Source organism: Dolichospermum sp. UHCC 0352 (assembly GCF_009711925.1).
In the GTDB taxonomy this organism is placed as follows: domain Bacteria; phylum Cyanobacteriota; class Cyanobacteriia; order Cyanobacteriales; family Nostocaceae; genus Dolichospermum; species Dolichospermum lemmermannii.
In genome coordinates, this window is sequence record NZ_VIKY01000116.1 from 1 (window position 1) to 17,191 (window position 17,191).

Below are 17,191 nucleotides of genomic sequence, written 5' to 3' on the forward strand. Positions count from 1 at the left end.
TCCAAATGCTTCGCCCGTACAGTTGTCAGTGGTAATGGATGAAAGGGAACTTTTAGATATAGTAATTATCAATCATTATTCAACAAATTCATGCTCTTTTGCCTGTTCCCTGTTCCCTGTTCCCTCTTTCCCAAATTAAGTTAAAAAAGAAAGATGAAAATTACCAAAAAAATCAACAATTGGCTGGAAACCCATGCTGCTGCACCTGCTTATGGTGGTTGGGTATTGGCGGGAATTTCTGTGTGTTATTTGGGTGCAGGGATTAATACCATGGCTGGCTGGCTGTATGTGATTAGTGGAGTCAGTTTTGCTCTTTTGGGTGTATCCGGTTTTGTTGCACCGCGATCGCTTGCGGGTATAATTGTCAAACGTCGTCCCATTGAACCAGTAACCGCAGGTGATGACCTAAAAATTGAGATAGAAATTCACAATCAGAGAGAACAATCGGCGACTTTATTACAAGTTAGAGACATTCTCCCATTTATTTTTGGTCAGCCAGTCCAGCAAAGTATTGAATCTATTCCACCACAGGATAGTTATCGCTGGGTATATTATCACCCTACCCAACAGCGAGGCCTTTACCGCTGGCATACAGTAGAATTAGCTACGGGTGCGCCTTGGGGTTTGTTTTGGTGTCGTCGTCCCCGTCAGTGTGAAGCTAGGGCAATTGTTTATCCCACCGTCTTACCCCTGACTACCTGCCCTTTAATTGATGAAATCGGACAAGATGACAGCCAACGGGGAGATCCTCGTGGTAAACCTTTACAAATGGCAACAACGGGATTAGTGCGATCGCTGCGTCCCTATCGTATAGGTGATCCTACCCGATTAATTCATTGGCGGACAAGCGCCCGTTATGGAGAATTACGAGTGCGGGAATTAGAAGTAATTACCGGGGGACAAGAAATTATTATTGCCATAGATAGTTCCTTTCAGTGGCAACAAGAATTATTTGAACAAGCCGTAATTACCGCTGCTTCCTTGTATTTTTATGCCCAACAGCAACAACTGCAAGTACAATTATGGACATCAGCTACAGGTTTAATTACAGGCAATATCGCAGTTTTGGAAACCTTAGCAGCCACCAACCCTATCGAAAAAAACAGCTTACCACCGGATAACTGTCCCCTAATTTGGCTGACACAAAACTCCTTTACCACATCCACCTTACCCCTGGGTAGTCGTTGGGTACTCTGGCAAAATTCAGATTCAGCAGCAGAAACTGTCATTAATCGGGAATATCCCGGTATCATTATCCAAAACGAACAAGAGCTACAACCCCAATTGCAAAAAGCTCTTAATTTATTTTCAGGCGATTTCTCGCACTGAGCCTGATGTACAATGCAATGAAACATTAAAATTTATCAACAGCACAGCCCATGGTGACATCAGAAGTGAATTCACAATCCAGCGATAAAAGCCTAGAAGCAATGCGGCATTTTTCCGAACAATATGCCAAACGGACGGGAACATACTTCTGTTCTGAACCTTCTGTTACCGCAGTTGTGATCGAAGGACTAGCCAAGCATAAAGATGAACTCGGTGCGCCTTTATGCCCTTGTCGTCACTACGAAGATAAGGAGGCCGAAGTTAATGCCGCTTTTTGGAATTGTCCTTGCGTCCCCATGCGCGAACGCAAAGAATGTCACTGTATGCTATTCCTTACCTCTGATAATGAGTTTTCCTGCGACAAACAAGAAATCTCTATGGAGACTATCAAAGAAGTTCGGGATACTATGGGATGAACGAAACCATGTCTGAAGAGTTTTGGCAAGGTGTAGAACAGTTCAATGCTGGACAGTTCTACGCTTGTCATGACATTCTTGAAGCACTCTGGATTGATAGTATCGAACCAGATAAAACTTTTTATCAAGGTATTCTCCAAATTGCCGTGGGACTGTATCATCTGGGTAATCATAATTTAAGAGGAGCAATGATTCTTTTAGGTGAAGGTAGTAATCGTCTTCGCCGTTATCTACCCAGCTACGGCGGTATTAATGTGGAAGAATTATTTACTGAAAGTGTGGATTTGTTAAAGACTCTACAACAAGAAAGTCTACAACCAATGGCAAATAATAAATTGGCTGAAAATCAAGCTCGACTTTTACCCAGTATTTCCCTGTCTAAACTATGATTTGTGGGATTTTGATGATTTATGGGATTTATTTGCTTAATTTTTGGTGGGTGTTTCCAACTTGATCATTGTCTAAACTATGATTTGTGGGATTTTGATGATTTATGGGATTTATTTGCTTAATTTTTGGTGGGTGTTTCCAACTTGATCATTGTCTAAACTATGATTTGTGGGATTTTGATGATTTATGGGATTTATTTGCTTAATTTTTGGTGGGTGTTTCCAACTTGATCATTGTCTAAACTATGATTTGTGGGATTTTGATGATTTGTGGGATTTATTTGCTTAATTTTTGGTGGGTGTTTCCAACTGGATCATTGTCTAAACTATGATTTGTGGGATTTATTTGCTTAATTTTTGGTGGATGTGTCAGACTTGATAATTCGGTAACAATTAACAAATTTTTGCCAGTTGTGAGCAAAGGTTCTGGAAGCGAAACTTAAAGTTTAAAAAACCGTCCATTTTTGCTATAGGACTCATATTTGATTTTTATCTCCCCGTTCCCCGTTCCCCGTTCCCTAATTACTATGATACCTCCTTATCAATTGCTAAAATCACAGATCCGCCGCTTAGGATTGGCCTTGGTACTGCCAATTTCCCTTTTAGGTGTAGCAGGATTGCCTACCCAATTGCCACCAGCTACAGCCCAATCTGGGGGGAATCGTCCCCTGACTATCCGCTCTGATACTCAAGAATATGACGCGAAAACCCAAGTAATTACTGCCCGTGGTAATGTGCAAATGGTGTATCCGGCTCGTCAAATTCAAGCCACATCTGCTCAAGCTCAATATTTTAGTAAAGAAAAACGGATTGATTTCAGTGGGAATGTTTACATTTTGCAACAAGGTAGCAATAGTATTCGCGCGGAAAAAGTCACTTATTTAATTGATGAAGGTAAATTTATCGCCTTACCCCAATCTAATCGTCAGGTAGAATCTACATATATGGTGGAGGATGTCAATCCCAGTAGACAAACTACTAAACCGGCACCAAAAACTCCAGCCCTAAAACGTTCTAATTAGTATCTACAACCTAGATAAAACCTCATAGTGAAAATTGTTTTAGAGAATATTCACAAATCTTACGGTAAACGATTAATTGTGAATCGCGTGAATCTTTCCGTTAGCCAGGGTGAAATTGTCGGTTTACTAGGTCCCAATGGGGCTGGGAAAACGACAACATTTTATATTGCTACAGGTTTAGAAAAACCCAATCATGGCAAAGTTTGGTTAGATAATTTTGATATTACTAATTTTCCTATGCACAAAAGGGCTAGATTGGGTATTGGTTATTTAGCTCAAGAACCAAGTGTATTTCGTCATCTTTCAGTGCAAGATAATATTCTCCTAGTATTTGAGCAAACTCAAGTTCCCAGGAGGGAATGGAGACAACGACTACATACTTTATTGCAGGAATTTCGCTTAGAAAAGGTAGCTCTTAGTAAAGGTATTCAACTTTCTGGTGGGGAACGACGACGCACAGAATTAGCAAGAGCTTTAGCCGCAGGTAAAGAGGGACCGAAATTTCTGTTTTTAGATGAACCTTTTGCTGGAGTTGATCCCATTGCTGTATCTGAAATTCAGGAGATTGTCAGCCAATTACGCGATCGCGGTATGGGCATTTTAATTACAGATCATAATGTCCGCGAAACCCTGGCCATTACAGATCGGGCTTACATCATGCGCGAAGGACAAATTCTCGCTTTTGGTAATGCTGATGAACTCTACAATAACCCCTTAGTACGACAATATTATTTAGGTGATAATTTCGCAGTTTAAACTTTGCGCCTTTGCTCCTTCCCGTCTTTGCGCGAAACATAAATTATGATATATAAACAGTTTAAACCCTTCTCTAATTTCATTTCCCTATTTTCATTTTCCATCATGGATCGCTACTTGGCGATGCAATTAATTTCACCATTTTTATTTGGTGTCGGTGCATTTACTTCTGTAGTTTTAGCAATTGATAGTTTATTTGAATTATTACGAAAAGTTGTAGAATCTGGGCTACCGCTGAATATTGCTTTAGAGATTTTCTTATTAAAGCTACCTTATGTCATGGTTTACTCCTTTCCCATGTCCACTTTGTTAGCTACTTTAATGACCTATAGTCGCCTGTCTAGCGAAAGTGAATTAATTGCTTTACGTGGGTGTGGAGTTAGTGTTTATCGGATGGTTTTTACGGCTGTAGTGTTAAGTTTTGCCGTCACGATCATGACTTATATATTTAATGAGCAAATTGCCCCTGCGGCAAATTATAAGGCTACTATTACCCTAGCACAAGCCCTCAAGTCAGACCAACCTTCCTTTAAACAACAAAATATTTACTATCCTGAATATCGAGAATTTAAAGAAGCAGATGGTAGTAAAAATAAAATACTTTCTCGCTTATTTTATGCTGACCAATTTGATGGTAAGCAAATGAAAGGTTTAACAATTATAGATCGTTCTCGCGGCGGAGTTGATCAAATTGTTGTTTCCGAATCAGCTAAATGGAACGGTCAAAAACAAGTTTGGGATTTTTACAATGGGACTATCTATTTGGTAGCAACTGATCGATCTTATCGGAATATTTTACGCTTTGAACATCAGCAATTACAACTCCCGCGCACTCCTTTAACCTTAGCCGAAAATAGCCGAGACTATGGCGAAATGAATATTTCTCAAGCCCTAGAACAACTAGAAATAGAACGTTTGGGTGGTAATGATCAGAAAATTCGCAAGCTCCGAGTGCGAATTCAACAAAAAATCGCCTTTCCCTTTGTTTGCGTTATTTTTGGTTTAGTTGGCTCAGTTATGGGTAGCATCCCTCAACGCACTGGACGCGGGACAAGTTTTGGTATTAGTGTGATTGTGATTTTCAGTTATTATTTACTATTATCTGTTTCTGGAGCTTTAGCACAGGCTGGTATACTTTCTCCCATAATTGGTGCTTGGTTGCCCAATTTATTTGGATTAGTAACGGGTTTATTTTTATTAATCCGAGTAGCCCAGAGATAATGTAAATTTATAAGTCAGTTATCTAGATATTAAGTTTTTTTAGTCATAATTTCAGCAACAAAAGGCTATATATTATTTAATATCTAGCAGCATTTCGATATGAGTAAAATTCGCATTGTCGTTATTGAAGATCATTACCTCACTCGCTTCTCTATTTGCAAAGCATTACAACAAAAAAACGAAATTGAAGTAGTTGGAGAAGCTGGTAATGCCCGTCATGGTCTAATAATGTTAAAGAAGCTACAGCCAGATGTGGCAATTGTGGATATAGGTTTACCAGATCAAGATGGGATTGAATTAACCAAGGAAATTAAAGCGATCGCTAATCATCGTCAATTATCAAATACAAAGGTATTAATTCTAACGTCATCTGATAATAAAGCATCTGTACTTGCAGCCTTTAGCGCTGGTGCAGATTCCTACTGTATGAAAGATATCCGGTTTGATAATTTACTCGAAGCTATACGGGTAACTGCTGATGGTAATCCTTGGATTGATCCGATGATTGCTCGGATTATTTTAGAAAAGGCACAGCAGAAGACACATTTTGTCCAATCCAATGATAATAAACCACCTGTTAACTCTAGTATTCTCTCAGACAGAGAATTAGAAGTGTTAAAATTGATTACCAAAGGTTGTAGTAATGATGATATCGCCAAGAGACTTTATATTGTAACTGGAACTGTGAAAACACACATTAGCAATATTATGAATAAATTATGTGCTAATGATCGTACAGAAGCAGCAGTAATTGCTCTGCGTTCTGGCTTAGTTACATAATTATTAAATTAAGGACATCTTGCCATTCAAAGATGTGGAAAGTTGAGTCAAATTATGACTGATAAAAAGTTAGATAAGCTCAAGCTCATGGTGGTAGATGATGAGTTAGATAACTTAGATTTACTCTATCGCACATTTTGGAAAGATTTTAAAGTCTATAGAGCTAATAATGCCAGTGAAGCCTTGGCTATCTTAGAAAAAGAAGGTGAAATGGCTGTGATTATCTCTGACCAGAGAATGCCCGACATCAACGGTAGTGAATTATTAAGTTTGACGGTTGAGCGTTTTCCTGATACAATTCGGATTTTGCTAACTGGTTTTACTGATGTGGAAGATTTAGTAGATGCAATTAACTCTGGTCGCGTATTTAAGTACATTACTAAACCTTGGAATCCCAACCAACTTCAATTATTAGTTAAGCAAGCTAGTGACACATATCGCTTAGTTAAAAAACGGGTAGCAGAATTATCTCGGGCATTGCGACGGGAATCTTTATTTAATGCTATGACAAAGGCAATTAGAGAATCTTTAGACTATAACAATATGCTGCAAAAAGTTGTTGCCACGATGGGAGAGACATTTGCGGCTCATAATTGTTTACTCAAACCAGTAGAAGATGATTTATTAATACAACAGCCATTTTGCTATCAAAATCCTCAATCTGAAATCTGTAATTTACTTCCAGAACCTAGTGAGTTAATTGCTGAAGTTTTCCAAACCCAACATTATCAAATAACAGAAAATTTTTATAAAGATATCCCTTATCAATACTTGGTTATTCCCCTCATTTATCAACAACATTTACTAGCTATTGTTGCTATTTGTAAGTTAGGAAGCGATCAGATTTGGCATCAAGAAGATATTCAACTAATTACAGATGTGTCCGAACAAGCTGCTTTAGCAATTTCCCAAGCCAAACTCTATCAAAGTCTGCAAGAAAAACAACAACAAATTCACCTGGAGTTGGAAGTAGCTCGCCAAATTCAACATAATATATTACGGCAAACCTTACCGGAAATCACAGGTGTAAAAATCCAAGCTTGTTGCTATCCAGCAAAAGAGGTTGGGGGTGATTTTTTTGAGGTATTTGTCCATGCTAATGGTGATTTGTGGTTAGCAGTTGGTGATGTTTCTGGTAAGGGCGTGCCAGCGGCTTTGTTTATGGCTAGTACGATTTCTCTGCTGCGTCGGGAACTATCTCAAGAAGTACCTGTAGAGCCAAATGTGATGATGCAGAATCTGAATTATGCTCTGAGTGATGACTTAATCAGCAGTAATTATTTTATCACGATGGTTTTAGCCCGTTATCACCCAAGCACAAGAGAACTTGTCTATGCTAATTCTGGGCATATTTATCCTTTTATGTGGTCACAAAAAACAATTTTTAATGATTCTCCCCATTATCTGAAAGTTCGGAGTATTCCCTTGGGAATATTACCTAAATGGCAAGGAGAATCTGGCCGTTTGATTCTTGCTCCCGGAGATACATTACTGCTGGCTAGTGATGGAATCACGGAAGCAACTGTATGGGAAAATTTAGACAATCCCCAAACAACTAATCGTTCTATGCTCAATCAAGCAGGTTTGTGGCAACTGATTAAAAAACAAACTCAATCACTTAATCTGGATAATTTATTAGCTGTTATTCAAGCCAACAATGATCTCCAAGAAGATGATCAAACTATACTCTGTTTGGAGATTTTATAGGTTATGAAAAGTGAACTTCATGTTCCTAGTGACCTGAGTTTTATCAATATTGTAGAAAACTGGTTATTGGGATGTTTACAATTGCATCTAGGGGAATCTGTTGATTGGACAAAACAATCAAGTCTGTTACGATTAGTTTTGATAGAAGCATACTCTAATGCTGTTCGTCATGCTCATAAAGAAAAGCTAAATTTACCAATTTTACTGCGTTTAGAACTGAAAGACCGAGATTTATCAATAGAGATATGGGATCATGGTGAAGGTTTTGATCTGTCTACTTATTTTCCACCCAACCCCCTTGACAGACAAGAAGGTGGTTATGGTTGGTTAATTATGAATCGGTTGATGGATAAGGTAGAGTATAAATTACAGGTAAATGGTGCTAATTGTCTGAAGCTAGAAACGACTCTCACAGAACTATTGCCTGATGTTTTAAGAGATTGACAATCTCAGGTCTAAATACACTGAGATTGTTTAATCAAAGATATGACTTGCTCTACCAAGTTTTCACTAGTAGTCTGTCAAATTTATTTTGACGGGTTTTTGGTAGTGCGGGCCGAAAAGCCCGCGTGAGCGAGACGCTCACACTACAGTCCATCATTTTTATCTTGACAAACTACTAGGTAAAGTAAAGAAATCAATTCAAAATAAGTTGCAGAAAATTATTTGCTAATACCAGGAAATTCTCTAATTTACACACCATATTTAAATAAAATGATGGTGAAATGGGAATATTGCCTGTCCAAATTTCATCTCATTAAGAATCTTCTGGAAATACCCATGTTGGTGGTTCTGTGATTTTTTTCCGCAATCTTTCTTCAGCTATTTCTAGCATTTTGTCTAAAGAAGTTTCTTCAATAAACTTTGAAGTTGATTCTCTAAACTCGATATTGGGACATTTATCACCTAAAACGCAACCGTTAACACAGGCTTCAGCACAGTTAATTTTTTGCTCCACAATTAATTCCTCTCTAATTTGGGTGTTTTCACTTGGCAAATAAATTTTACCTAATTTGTTTCTTAAACTAGTGTACTGTAGGGGTTTAAGATTGCGCTTTCCTCCTACTTCTAAATTTGTAGAAAAACGGCTCATGTCGGAATTATTAGCTAATACTGGAACTATTGCGGCGATCGCTACTGCTGTTGTCCCTCAGCAAGGTAGTGTAGGTATTGTGCGGGTTTCTGGTGATCAGGCAATGGCGATCGCGCACACTCTATTTTACGCCCCAGGGCGACAAGTTTGGTCAAGTCATCGCATCATTTATGGTTATATTCGTCAACCCCAAACTAAGCAAATTGTTGATGAAGCTTTATTATTAATAATGAAAGCCCCTCGGTCTTTTACCCGTGAAGATGTGGTAGAATTCCATTGTCACGGGGGAATTATGGCGGTGCAACAAGTATTGCAATTATGCTTGGAAAATGGCGCAAGATTAGCTCAACCGGGAGAATTTACATTAAGAGCATTTTTAAATGGCAGATTAGACTTAACCCAAGCGGAAAGTATAGCAGATTTAGTGGGAGCAAAATCACCTCAAGCTGCTCAAACGGCTTTGGCTGGATTACAAGGTAAATTAGCCCAACCTATCCGCAAATTACGGGCTAATTGTTTAGATATTTTGGCAGAAATTGAAGCCAGAATTGATTTTGAGGAAGATTTACCACCTTTAGATCAGCAAAGAATTATTGCAGATATTGAGCAAGTGACGGCGGAAATTAGTAAATTATTAGCCACAAAAGACAAGGGTGAATTACTGCGAACTGGTCTAAAAGTGGCGATAGTGGGGCGACCAAACGTGGGAAAATCGAGTTTATTAAATGCTTGGAGTCAGAGCGATCGCGCCATTGTCACCGACTTACCAGGAACAACCCGCGACGTGGTAGAATCTCAATTGGTTGTGGGAGGAATCCCCGTCCAGGTATTAGATACAGCGGGGATTCGGGAAACAGTAGATCAGGTAGAAAAAATCGGTGTAGAGCGATCGCATCGTGCCGCTAATGATGCTGATTTGGTATTATTTACCATTGATGCGGCCTCCGGTTGGACATCAGCAGATCAAGAAATCTATCAACAAGTAAAACACCGTCCGGTAATTTTAGTCATTAATAAAATTGACCTGATTTCATCAGCAGAACAAGAAAATCTTCAATCCAAAATCCAAAATCCAAAATCCAAAATTGTCACAGCCGCAGCGATAAATCAAGGAATTGATAATTTAGAAACAGCGATTTTAGAAATAGTTCAACAGGGAAAAGTTCAAGCCGCTGATCTGGATTTAGCAATTAATCAAAGACAAGCAGCAGCTTTAACAAAAGCCAAGATTGACTTAGCACAAGTGCAAATGACAATCACCGATAAATTACCCTTAGATTTTTGGACAATTGATTTAAGAGGAGCAATTCAAGCATTAGGAGAAATAACCGGAGAAGAAGTTACAGAATCAGTTTTAGATCGGATTTTCAGCCGCTTCTGTATTGGTAAATAAGATCATTTATTGTTTGCAGTCCCCTAATAATATCTCAAAATTGCAGTATTTTAGACCGTGATGATTTCTTTGATGATCACATAAGGTTCAACAATCAGAGCATTAAATCGCTTTTCACGGTTGAGATTCCATTCTCCCACTTGATCTATTGTCGGTTTGGCTAATAATTGTTCATCTATCCAATGTTGCACTGAAAGAATATTATCACTAGCGATCGCTTCTCCCACATCTAATAAGTCTAAATTCTCCGCTACCAAAATCACCGCATCTTTTTGGACATGGGGAATTAACCACTCCCATTCTGCTTCATCGAGATTTTGCTGTAATTTTTCCCGTAATTCCGACATAATTCCCCACTTTATTGATTATTAGTTTCATTTTACCTGATCAGCAAGCCCTAGTTAGTGCAGGGATATACCTATAAGATGCGAAACTATGTAAATAAATATTACAAAATCTACGGTAGTAATTTACTTTTTGCCCGTAAGTTGGTATATAAAATAGTTAAGAATAAATTAAAAAAAAGTTAAAGGGAGCTTAAAATATGGACACAACTAATAACAACACTCCCACAGGAGACAATCCTGACAATAATAAAACTAATCCCAACGATGAGGAAGGTGAAAACTGTCACCATAAACTAGTGTGGTCTTGTGATCCAAACAGTTATCCTCGTTGCACTTCTCAATGGGTACTGGAGTGCGAGCTAATCTGTCATTTACCTGAGTCCGACCTCAGAGAATAACCTGCAAATATTGATGAAAACCCTTATGGGGTAGGCATACTTCGACCCTTCGACAGGCTCAGGGCATCGCAGGCTCAGTACAAGTCTTGTCTGCCATATAAAAAATTTTACCCTCCGAAATCGTGCATTTCATTAATTGCGTTCGCACACCTTTGAGTAACCCTTTCCAATTCCTCTTTCTTAGTAGAAATGGGAGCATCAATTAACTTCCCAATTCTCAGAGTTAAAGGTTCAGAAACCAATTTTTTAGAAGTCATGAATTTTATTTAAACAGTCAGTGGCATCATAACATTAGATATGTGGTATTTATTATAATCTTCAATATACATTAGCAGACATTTAGCAACATATTCTGCTAATTTAACGGGTACAGCATTACCAATCATCTGTTCTAAATCTGTTTTTGAACCTGCAAAAATAAAATTATCAGGGAAAGTTTGAAGATAACTTCTTTCACGAGTAGTTAATGGACGCAAATCTGGTGTTAATGGTGCAACATCTCCGGGGTGTTGTTGATAAGTTTTAGGTATTGGTCTATTCACACCTCTAATAGTCGGACTTGGTTCATCAATACTAAAAATAGCCCTTCTTTGATAACTTCTAGGATGACGATAATAATATTCAATCCCTAAACTATTCCCTAAATAATCTCTAATAGTTGTCGGTTTTTTAGATAAATTAGCTTCTAGATAAGTCTTGAGATCATCATCTTGACCACCAAGTTCTCCTATACAGAAGAATCTCTTTCTTTTCTGTGGTACACCGCATAAACTAGCATCTAATACTTTTTCTGTTAAACCATAACCAGCAGATTTAAGAATTTGCTTAAACTCTTGATATTTGTGGGATTTTCTAAACAATTCTACATTTTCTAAAACAAACCATTGACTAGAGACATTAGCTACTATTTCAGCAAATGTAATACTTAAATCTCCTCTCCCTAAATCTTCATTACGCTTACCAGCACTAGAAAAATCTTGACATGGTGGACCACCAATAATTACATCAGGTAAAAATTGTTTAAATATTGAATAATTATTATTTACCTGACTCAAATCATATTCAAAAATCGGATGATGAAAGTTTTGCTGATAAACATTTATGGCAGATTTCCAGTTTTCAAAAGCAGCAACAATCTCAAATCCACTATTTTGAAATCCTAGTGATAACCCACCACAACCAGAGAATAAATCTATGACTTTTAAGGAAGAGGATTTCATTTGTATATTTATTCGTGTAATACCAATTTTATGTAAGGCTGCACAGAATAAAAATTATCCGCGTTTATCCGCGTTTATCTGCGTTTGATTATCTTTTAAATCTTATTCTATGCAGCTTCATCTCAATTTGGTGCAGAATGTCTAATTGCATTAGAATGTTTTTGATAATATACTTAGATAATAACGCATTTATTATGTATACTGAAAACTCTTGTGGGGTAGGCATCTTACCTGCCCTATAATAAATTCTTACCTTCCCAAATCGTGCATGGCATTAATTGCGTCCGCACACATTTGAGTAACCCTTTCCAATTCCTCCTTCTTAGTAGAACTAGGAGCATCAATTAACTTGCCAATTCTCAAAGTCAAAGGGACTGAATGAGGTACAGAAGAACCGGGTTGTAAAATCTTCTCACTTCCCCATAAACACACTGGTAAAAAAGGAGCTTTGGCCTTAGCTGCGAGGAGGGCTGCACCTCTTTTGGGGTCATGAATGCGACCATCTGGGGTGCGTGTACCTTCTAAAAACACACCCACAGCCCAACCATTATCTAAATATTCTAAAGCGGAACGGATAGCATTGCGGTCAGCACTACCGCGACTTACAGGATACGCACCGTATAATTTAATGGCTTGTGATAAAACAGGAACTTTAAATAATTCTTCTTTAGCCATATAAGCAACTGGACGACGCACAGAAGTAGAAACTATCGGGGGGTCGAAGTAACTAGCATGATTACTAACTACTATGACCGCTCCAGATTGGGGGACATTTTCCGCACCATAAATCTTGCCGCGAAAGTATGTGTGCAGCAAAGGGCTAATTACCGACCACTTAAAGGCGTGATACAGTGCTAAACTAATTAAGGGTTCACGAGTTCTAGTCACAGAAGATAATATAAATAAAATAGAATCCAAAAGTCAGAATTCAGGAGTCAGAACTTATTTTAACCTCTAACTCCCAAATCTAACTGCTGATTTTGCCTACATCAGTTTCCTACCGTTAAAGCCTGTTGTCCTTGAGGTGAACTAGCATAACCTAGAAATGCTTGTACTCCAGCACTAGCAGGGTCTTTATAGATATAATACAGTGAACGTTTGAAAGGATAACTAGCCGCTTCTGGAGTCAAGCCTTCAATAGCCACGACTCGCACGGTTTGCTGATTAGCAACTTGAGCAAAAGTCGCATAGCCGATACCATCTTTTTTCAAAGCTTGAACTAAGGGAGTTGTGGCATCTTGGGGTAAGGTCGTAATATTGGGTGTAGTCCCAAAATTAGCTCCTTTTAAGACTAATTCTTTAAAAGTTTGATGTGTGCCACTAATTGCTGGACGATTAATGACGCGGATAGTTGCGGCTGAACCACCTACGGCTGACCAATTATTAATTTTTCCCTGAAATATATCTGCAACTTGACTGCTGGTTAATCCTCGGTTGAAAGGATTGGCTTTACCGACTATCAGAGCGATCGCATCTTGTGTTACAGTAACATCCTTTAATCCCTGACTTTGCTCCTGTACTGTCAATGGTCTAGAAGCCGCCGCAATCTCAACTTTACCAGCTAAAAGATCCTGAATTCCCTTATCTGTCCCATTCGCTACAGCATCTACTTTTGTACCGGGAAACTGTTTCTCAAAGCCATTTTTGAGATTTTGGTTAATTGTCACCATACTCGTAGAACCGTCTATTTTGACAGTCGTACCACTAGCCACTGTCTTTGGTAACGGAAAAGCCCCAGAGGTCGCACCAGCAGGAGAATTACTTTCTGGCTGCGTAGCTGTCGGATTTGGGGCAGGATTACGCATAAAAAACCACCAGTAACCACCACCCAAAAACCCTAAAAATAGCAAAATAAACACAATAGGAGGTGGACCGCTTCTCTGACTCATAAATTCCTAATTATTCTGGTAATTGTTTAGATTGGGAATCTTGTAATCTGTGCAAACGACGAGCAACTTCGTCATCTAATGTCATAGTTTCAATCTCAGCCTGGAGTTTTTCGGTAGGATTTTCCGATAATTCCACCAAAGCCTCCGTCTGTAAATTTCGACGCTCTACAGCCCCCTTAGCCTTTTCAAAATCACTTTTAGCCGAGCCAATATCAAATTCATTATTAACTTTAGCAATCATAGCCAGAGCTTCATTTACCTCTGACATATCCTTCATATTCTGCATATCGGCTTTGTAGCTTTCTAACTTCATGCGCTCACGGTTAAGTTTATCTTTAGAAGCTTTGACCGCAGTTTCTGCTTGTTTAACCATTTCCTCCAGTTTGGGCAAAATTTGCTCTGTTTGAATTGCCTTACTCATGGCCATTCGCGCAGCTTCTTCATTACCACTACGTTGAGCAATCATAGCTTGTTGCTCTAGAGTTTTGGATTCTGTAATTTTTGCCTCATATTTGCGTTTAGCAGTCTTATATGCGCCCTCTTGAGCCGCAACTGCTCCCGCTAGTTTCTGAACGGCTTCTTGCATTGACTGAAGGGATTCTTCAGCAACTGCTACAGCCACTTTACCACCAGACTCTACAGGCATTCCCCATAACCAGTTCCAAGTCCCAACTATGGTTCGCCCTGCCCTTTCGCCCATTATCCAATAGACAGCTTTTTTCATAACTGAAAGTTATTGCAATAAGGATGGTTATGGTAATATTTGTACCTTAAAAATAGCCGAAAAATTAGCATTTAAGCAATTTCTTGGTGTACAAATTTATTTTTTAACTATACCAACCATCATTTCTGGCTCTGTACTGACGCTGTATGCCGCTTCTAGAAGTTCTACTTCAGAGGGTAGTTTCAGATGAGAACTTAAGTGTAGTCTTTCCAGAAGCCGAATAAACTCATAAGTGGGATCTATCAAGTAGATAACTTTACCTTCCTTGACAGAGAAACCATGACGGGCTGACCACTGAAATGCGTGGTGCATATTATGCCACCCTTCACCAAAGGTAAGTAGTGCCACAAACCAGTTATTCCGGCTGTAGTCATTGCTGACAAACGGTTTTTCTCCAAATATATGAGAAAGAGAGTTGACAAAGGCAACGCAATGGAAAAGTATCATTGTACTCAAGAAGAAAGCACCAAGAAACTCCAGTCCACCTATCCAGAAAGAAATTACCCCTAAAAGAATGAGGGGAATAAAGTGTAACCGGTCTATGGTTTTAAGTACCCAATCTGCTTCCAAATCAGCAGGAAGACTAGGCGGAAAAAAGTTTCGAGATAACAACCATCCACATTGCGACCATAGGAAGCCTTTAAAACCTGTAAATGGTGCATGGGGGGAGTGGCTATCGTCTGGTTTATCAGAGTTATTGTGATGTCCCTGAATATGATGACCCTTCCACCAGTTAGGACCCATTTGTCCTGAAGAACAGGCAATAATGCTACCAATCCATTTGATGATCATCGGTGCCTGATAAGATTTATGAATAATCAGCCGATGGTAGATGGCTGTAATACTCATCATTCTAATAACATATAGGGCAACTGCCCAAAGAATACTCCTCCATGAGAGTCCGGTGAATAAGGGAAGGAATGATCCTAAGTGGGTTACTATTATTAAAAATGGTCCCACCATGTAACCAAAAGCTAAAAGTCTAGGATATTTTTTCATATATCGGTGTTTTTTTGAATTATATTCATGAAATATTTTGAGTTTTGTTTGCAGATTTATTAAGCCAGTTTTTTAGAAACTTCAAGGAAGTGTAAGGTTGATTTTTTGGGGTTATGTTACAGCGGTTTCCGCTCTTATGAGGTACATCTTAGCCCCCTCATCGCTGGCGGGGAGGGGTTGGGAGTGGGGTTCTTGTAGCTCATAACACCGGGAAGTGCTGTACTTTTATCCTGACAAATTAATGATGGCTTGCTGAGTAAAGCTAGAACCACTTCTCAATAAGGGTTTCGCGGATTTTGAGAACAAAAAAGTGCAAGGCTATGGCATTGAGAGCCTCAAAATCCTTGCATTTCTATGGAAAATCAGGGGGTGAATTTGGAAACCAATCTCCCAAACCACCATTTTTAGAACTGTGTGGCATCTAAGTTCGCTTTGGGTACTTATTCAGCAAACCCTAATGAAGTTCATCAAATAAATTTTGAGACAATAAAAATAGACATCATAGAAAGGTTATGTTGCCAATTTCATCTACATAATGACTTATTTAATTGTGAATTAATTTGTGCAATTACCTATTCAGGTAACTCCCCAGCATTACGAATGTTCTCTAAAATCAAGCCAGTTGCAGTCCGTTTAATCAAACCTGTTAAGACGTTCCCCGGACCAATTTCCACAACTTTCTCAATACCATTTTCTGGTAATTGCAAAGAAATTTCTCGCCAACGCACAGGACCTGTCATTTGTTGAGAAAGACGCTGTTTTAAAGTTTCCGCTGCTACCGCCGGAATTGGATCTACATTAGACAAAACTGGGACGGTTGCTGACTGAAAAATTACTGAATCGAGAACTTGTTGAAATTCTGTTGCTGCTGCTTTCATTAAATGGGAATGAAATGCGCCCGAAACCTTTAAGGGAATAGCCCGTTTAGCTTTGACTTGCGACATGACAGCCTGTACAGCTTCAGGAGTTCCAGAAATGACAACTTGGGCAGGACTGTTATCATTTGCTAAAACTACATCAGGTGTTTCGCTAATAACTTTTTCTAATTCTTCTCGGTCAAAGTTCATTAGTGCGGCCATCATTCCCCCAGCAGCACTATCCATTAATTCTGCCCGTCGTTTTACCAAATGCAACCCAGCAGACCATTCAAAGACACCAGCCACATAAAGGGCGATATATTCACCTAAACTATGACCTGCAACTAAGTCTGGTTGCTGTCCTTTTTCCCGCAAAATATCAGCAATAATACTTTCGATTACATATAAACTAGGTTGGGTATAAAGTGTCCGTGATAAGGTTTCAATATCACTTTGGCAGATATCTGTGACAGACCAGCCCAAAATTTCCTCAGCTTGAATAAATTTTTCTTTGGCAGATGGTAGATTTAACAAGTCTATTCCCATTCCCAGCGATTGAGAACCTTGTCCGGGAAACACCCATGCAGTTTTAGTCATTTGTTCTTTGTTAGTTGTTAGTTGTCAGTAGGGGCGAAGCATTTGGAAGATAAA

General features: G+C 38.8%; 19 protein-coding genes and 1 pseudogene. 11 read left to right on the top strand and 9 right to left on the bottom strand.

Annotated elements, in window-relative coordinates:
* Nucleotides 1-153 precede the first annotated feature (153 nt).
* From FJR06_RS07805 to FJR06_RS07845, 9 genes are all read left to right on the top strand, one after another.
* Nucleotides 154-1,329: a DUF58 domain-containing protein gene (locus tag FJR06_RS07805; RefSeq protein ID WP_015078311.1), complete on the top strand. Its 1,176-nt coding sequence runs from the start codon at nt 154-156 to the stop codon at nt 1,327-1,329.
* 50 nt (nt 1,330-1,379) lie between these two features.
* Entirely contained in the window at nt 1,380-1,745 is a 366-nt protein-coding gene (locus tag FJR06_RS07810) for a ferredoxin thioredoxin reductase catalytic beta subunit (RefSeq protein ID WP_015078310.1), read from the top strand.
* Entirely contained in the window at nt 1,742-2,134 is a 393-nt protein-coding gene (locus FJR06_RS07815; RefSeq protein WP_015078309.1) for a DUF309 domain-containing protein, read from the top strand. The genes FJR06_RS07810 and FJR06_RS07815 overlap by 4 nt, the downstream gene beginning before the upstream one ends.
* A gap of 527 nt (nt 2,135-2,661) precedes the next feature.
* On the top strand, nt 2,662-3,156 hold the full coding sequence (locus tag FJR06_RS07820; protein ID WP_041457539.1) for an LptA/OstA family protein: 495 nt from the start codon (nt 2,662-2,664) through the stop codon (nt 3,154-3,156).
* A gap of 27 nt (nt 3,157-3,183) precedes the next feature.
* Nucleotides 3,184-3,912, top strand: a complete 729-nt coding sequence (lptB, locus tag FJR06_RS07825; RefSeq protein ID WP_015078307.1) for an LPS export ABC transporter ATP-binding protein — start codon at nt 3,184-3,186, stop codon at nt 3,910-3,912.
* A gap of 105 nt (nt 3,913-4,017) precedes the next feature.
* Nucleotides 4,018-5,133 carry an LptF/LptG family permease gene (locus FJR06_RS07830; protein WP_041457537.1) on the top strand — a complete coding sequence of 372 codons (1,116 nt, stop codon included), beginning with the start codon at nt 4,018-4,020 and terminating at the stop codon, nt 5,131-5,133.
* Between the two features lie 99 nt (nt 5,134-5,232).
* Nucleotides 5,233-5,913, top strand: coding sequence for a response regulator transcription factor (locus FJR06_RS07835; protein WP_015078305.1), 681 nt, complete (start codon nt 5,233-5,235; stop codon nt 5,911-5,913).
* Between the two features lie 54 nt (nt 5,914-5,967).
* Complete coding sequence (locus FJR06_RS07840; protein WP_168651182.1) at nt 5,968-7,620, top strand: SpoIIE family protein phosphatase; 1,653 nt, start codon at nt 5,968-5,970, stop codon at nt 7,618-7,620.
* A 3-nt stretch (nt 7,621-7,623) separates the two neighbouring features.
* The gene (locus FJR06_RS07845) at nt 7,624-8,064 is read left to right on the top strand and encodes an anti-sigma regulatory factor (RefSeq protein ID WP_168651183.1); all 441 of its coding nucleotides are present in this window, start codon (nt 7,624-7,626) and stop codon (nt 8,062-8,064) included.
* Nucleotides 8,065-8,377: 313 nt separating this feature from the next.
* Here the strand turns inward: FJR06_RS07845 and FJR06_RS07850 are convergent, their stop codons facing one another.
* Entirely contained in the window at nt 8,378-8,578 is a 201-nt protein-coding gene (locus FJR06_RS07850) for a hypothetical protein (RefSeq protein ID WP_015078302.1), read from the bottom strand.
* Nucleotides 8,579-8,711: 133 nt separating this feature from the next.
* Here FJR06_RS07850 and mnmE point away from each other — a divergent pair, with 133 nt between their 5' ends.
* On the top strand, nt 8,712-10,106 hold the full coding sequence (gene mnmE, locus FJR06_RS07855; RefSeq protein WP_168651184.1) for a tRNA uridine-5-carboxymethylaminomethyl(34) synthesis GTPase MnmE: 1,395 nt from the start codon (nt 8,712-8,714) through the stop codon (nt 10,104-10,106).
* Between the two features lie 50 nt (nt 10,107-10,156).
* Here mnmE and FJR06_RS07860 read toward each other — a convergent pair whose 3' ends face one another.
* Complete coding sequence (locus tag FJR06_RS07860) at nt 10,157-10,453, bottom strand: DUF2288 domain-containing protein (protein ID WP_015078300.1); 297 nt, start codon at nt 10,451-10,453, stop codon at nt 10,157-10,159.
* A gap of 197 nt (nt 10,454-10,650) precedes the next feature.
* On the opposite strand from FJR06_RS07860, the gene FJR06_RS07865 reads away from it, so the two are divergent.
* Nucleotides 10,651-10,851, top strand: a complete 201-nt coding sequence (locus FJR06_RS07865) for a hypothetical protein (protein ID WP_148279009.1) — start codon at nt 10,651-10,653, stop codon at nt 10,849-10,851.
* Nucleotides 10,852-10,958: 107 nt separating this feature from the next.
* Here the strand turns inward: FJR06_RS07865 and FJR06_RS07870 are convergent.
* From FJR06_RS07870 to fabD, 7 genes and pseudogenes are all read right to left on the bottom strand, one after another.
* A pseudogene (locus FJR06_RS07870) lies at nt 10,959-11,081 on the bottom strand (1-acyl-sn-glycerol-3-phosphate acyltransferase); the annotation flags it as partial.
* A 36-nt stretch (nt 11,082-11,117) separates the two neighbouring features.
* Nucleotides 11,118-12,071 (bottom strand): DNA cytosine methyltransferase, encoded by a 954-nt coding sequence (locus FJR06_RS07875; RefSeq protein WP_168634227.1) that lies wholly within the window; start codon nt 12,069-12,071, stop codon nt 11,118-11,120.
* 249 nt (nt 12,072-12,320) lie between these two features.
* A complete protein-coding gene (locus FJR06_RS07880; protein WP_168651185.1) occupies nt 12,321-12,959 on the bottom strand; it encodes a lysophospholipid acyltransferase family protein in 639 nt (212 codons plus the stop codon).
* Between the two features lie 101 nt (nt 12,960-13,060).
* Nucleotides 13,061-13,960, bottom strand: coding sequence for a phosphate ABC transporter substrate-binding protein (locus FJR06_RS07885; protein ID WP_168651186.1), 900 nt, complete (start codon nt 13,958-13,960; stop codon nt 13,061-13,063).
* A 10-nt stretch (nt 13,961-13,970) separates the two neighbouring features.
* Nucleotides 13,971-14,684: a PspA/IM30 family protein gene (locus FJR06_RS07890; protein ID WP_015078296.1), complete on the bottom strand. Its 714-nt coding sequence runs from the start codon at nt 14,682-14,684 to the stop codon at nt 13,971-13,973.
* Between the two features lie 96 nt (nt 14,685-14,780).
* Nucleotides 14,781-15,683 (bottom strand): acyl-CoA desaturase, encoded by a 903-nt coding sequence (locus tag FJR06_RS07895; RefSeq protein ID WP_015078295.1) that lies wholly within the window; start codon nt 15,681-15,683, stop codon nt 14,781-14,783.
* 572 nt (nt 15,684-16,255) lie between these two features.
* Nucleotides 16,256-17,137 carry an ACP S-malonyltransferase gene (gene fabD / locus FJR06_RS07900; protein WP_168651187.1) on the bottom strand — a complete coding sequence of 294 codons (882 nt, stop codon included), beginning with the start codon at nt 17,135-17,137 and terminating at the stop codon, nt 16,256-16,258.
* Between the last annotated feature and the right edge of the window lie 54 nt (nt 17,138-17,191).

Bases quoted from the DNA above. Each gene is read 5' to 3' on its own strand.
- FJR06_RS07805 (WP_015078311.1), top strand. From the start codon at position 154: ATGAAAATTACCAAAAAAATCAACAATTGGCTGGAAACCCATGCTGCT.
- FJR06_RS07810 (WP_015078310.1), top strand. From the start codon at position 1,380: ATGGTGACATCAGAAGTGAATTCACAATCCAGCGATAAAAGCCTAGAA.
- FJR06_RS07815 (WP_015078309.1), top strand. From the start codon at position 1,742: ATGAACGAAACCATGTCTGAAGAGTTTTGGCAAGGTGTAGAACAGTTC.
- FJR06_RS07820 (WP_041457539.1), top strand. From the start codon at position 2,662: ATGATACCTCCTTATCAATTGCTAAAATCACAGATCCGCCGCTTAGGA.
- FJR06_RS07830 (WP_041457537.1), top strand. From the start codon at position 4,018: ATGGATCGCTACTTGGCGATGCAATTAATTTCACCATTTTTATTTGGT.
- FJR06_RS07835 (WP_015078305.1), top strand. From the start codon at position 5,233: ATGAGTAAAATTCGCATTGTCGTTATTGAAGATCATTACCTCACTCGC.
- FJR06_RS07840 (WP_168651182.1), top strand. From the start codon at position 5,968: ATGACTGATAAAAAGTTAGATAAGCTCAAGCTCATGGTGGTAGATGAT.
- FJR06_RS07845 (WP_168651183.1), top strand. From the start codon at position 7,624: ATGAAAAGTGAACTTCATGTTCCTAGTGACCTGAGTTTTATCAATATT.
- mnmE (WP_168651184.1), top strand. From the start codon at position 8,712: ATGTCGGAATTATTAGCTAATACTGGAACTATTGCGGCGATCGCTACT.
- FJR06_RS07860 (WP_015078300.1), bottom strand. From the start codon at position 10,453: ATGTCGGAATTACGGGAAAAATTACAGCAAAATCTCGATGAAGCAGAA.
- FJR06_RS07865 (WP_148279009.1), top strand. From the start codon at position 10,651: ATGGACACAACTAATAACAACACTCCCACAGGAGACAATCCTGACAAT.
- FJR06_RS07875 (WP_168634227.1), bottom strand. From the start codon at position 12,071: ATGAAATCCTCTTCCTTAAAAGTCATAGATTTATTCTCTGGTTGTGGT.
- FJR06_RS07885 (WP_168651186.1), bottom strand. From the start codon at position 13,960: ATGAGTCAGAGAAGCGGTCCACCTCCTATTGTGTTTATTTTGCTATTT.
- FJR06_RS07890 (WP_015078296.1), bottom strand. From the start codon at position 14,684: ATGAAAAAAGCTGTCTATTGGATAATGGGCGAAAGGGCAGGGCGAACC.
- FJR06_RS07895 (WP_015078295.1), bottom strand. From the start codon at position 15,683: ATGAAAAAATATCCTAGACTTTTAGCTTTTGGTTACATGGTGGGACCA.
- fabD (WP_168651187.1), bottom strand. From the start codon at position 17,137: ATGACTAAAACTGCATGGGTGTTTCCCGGACAAGGTTCTCAATCGCTG.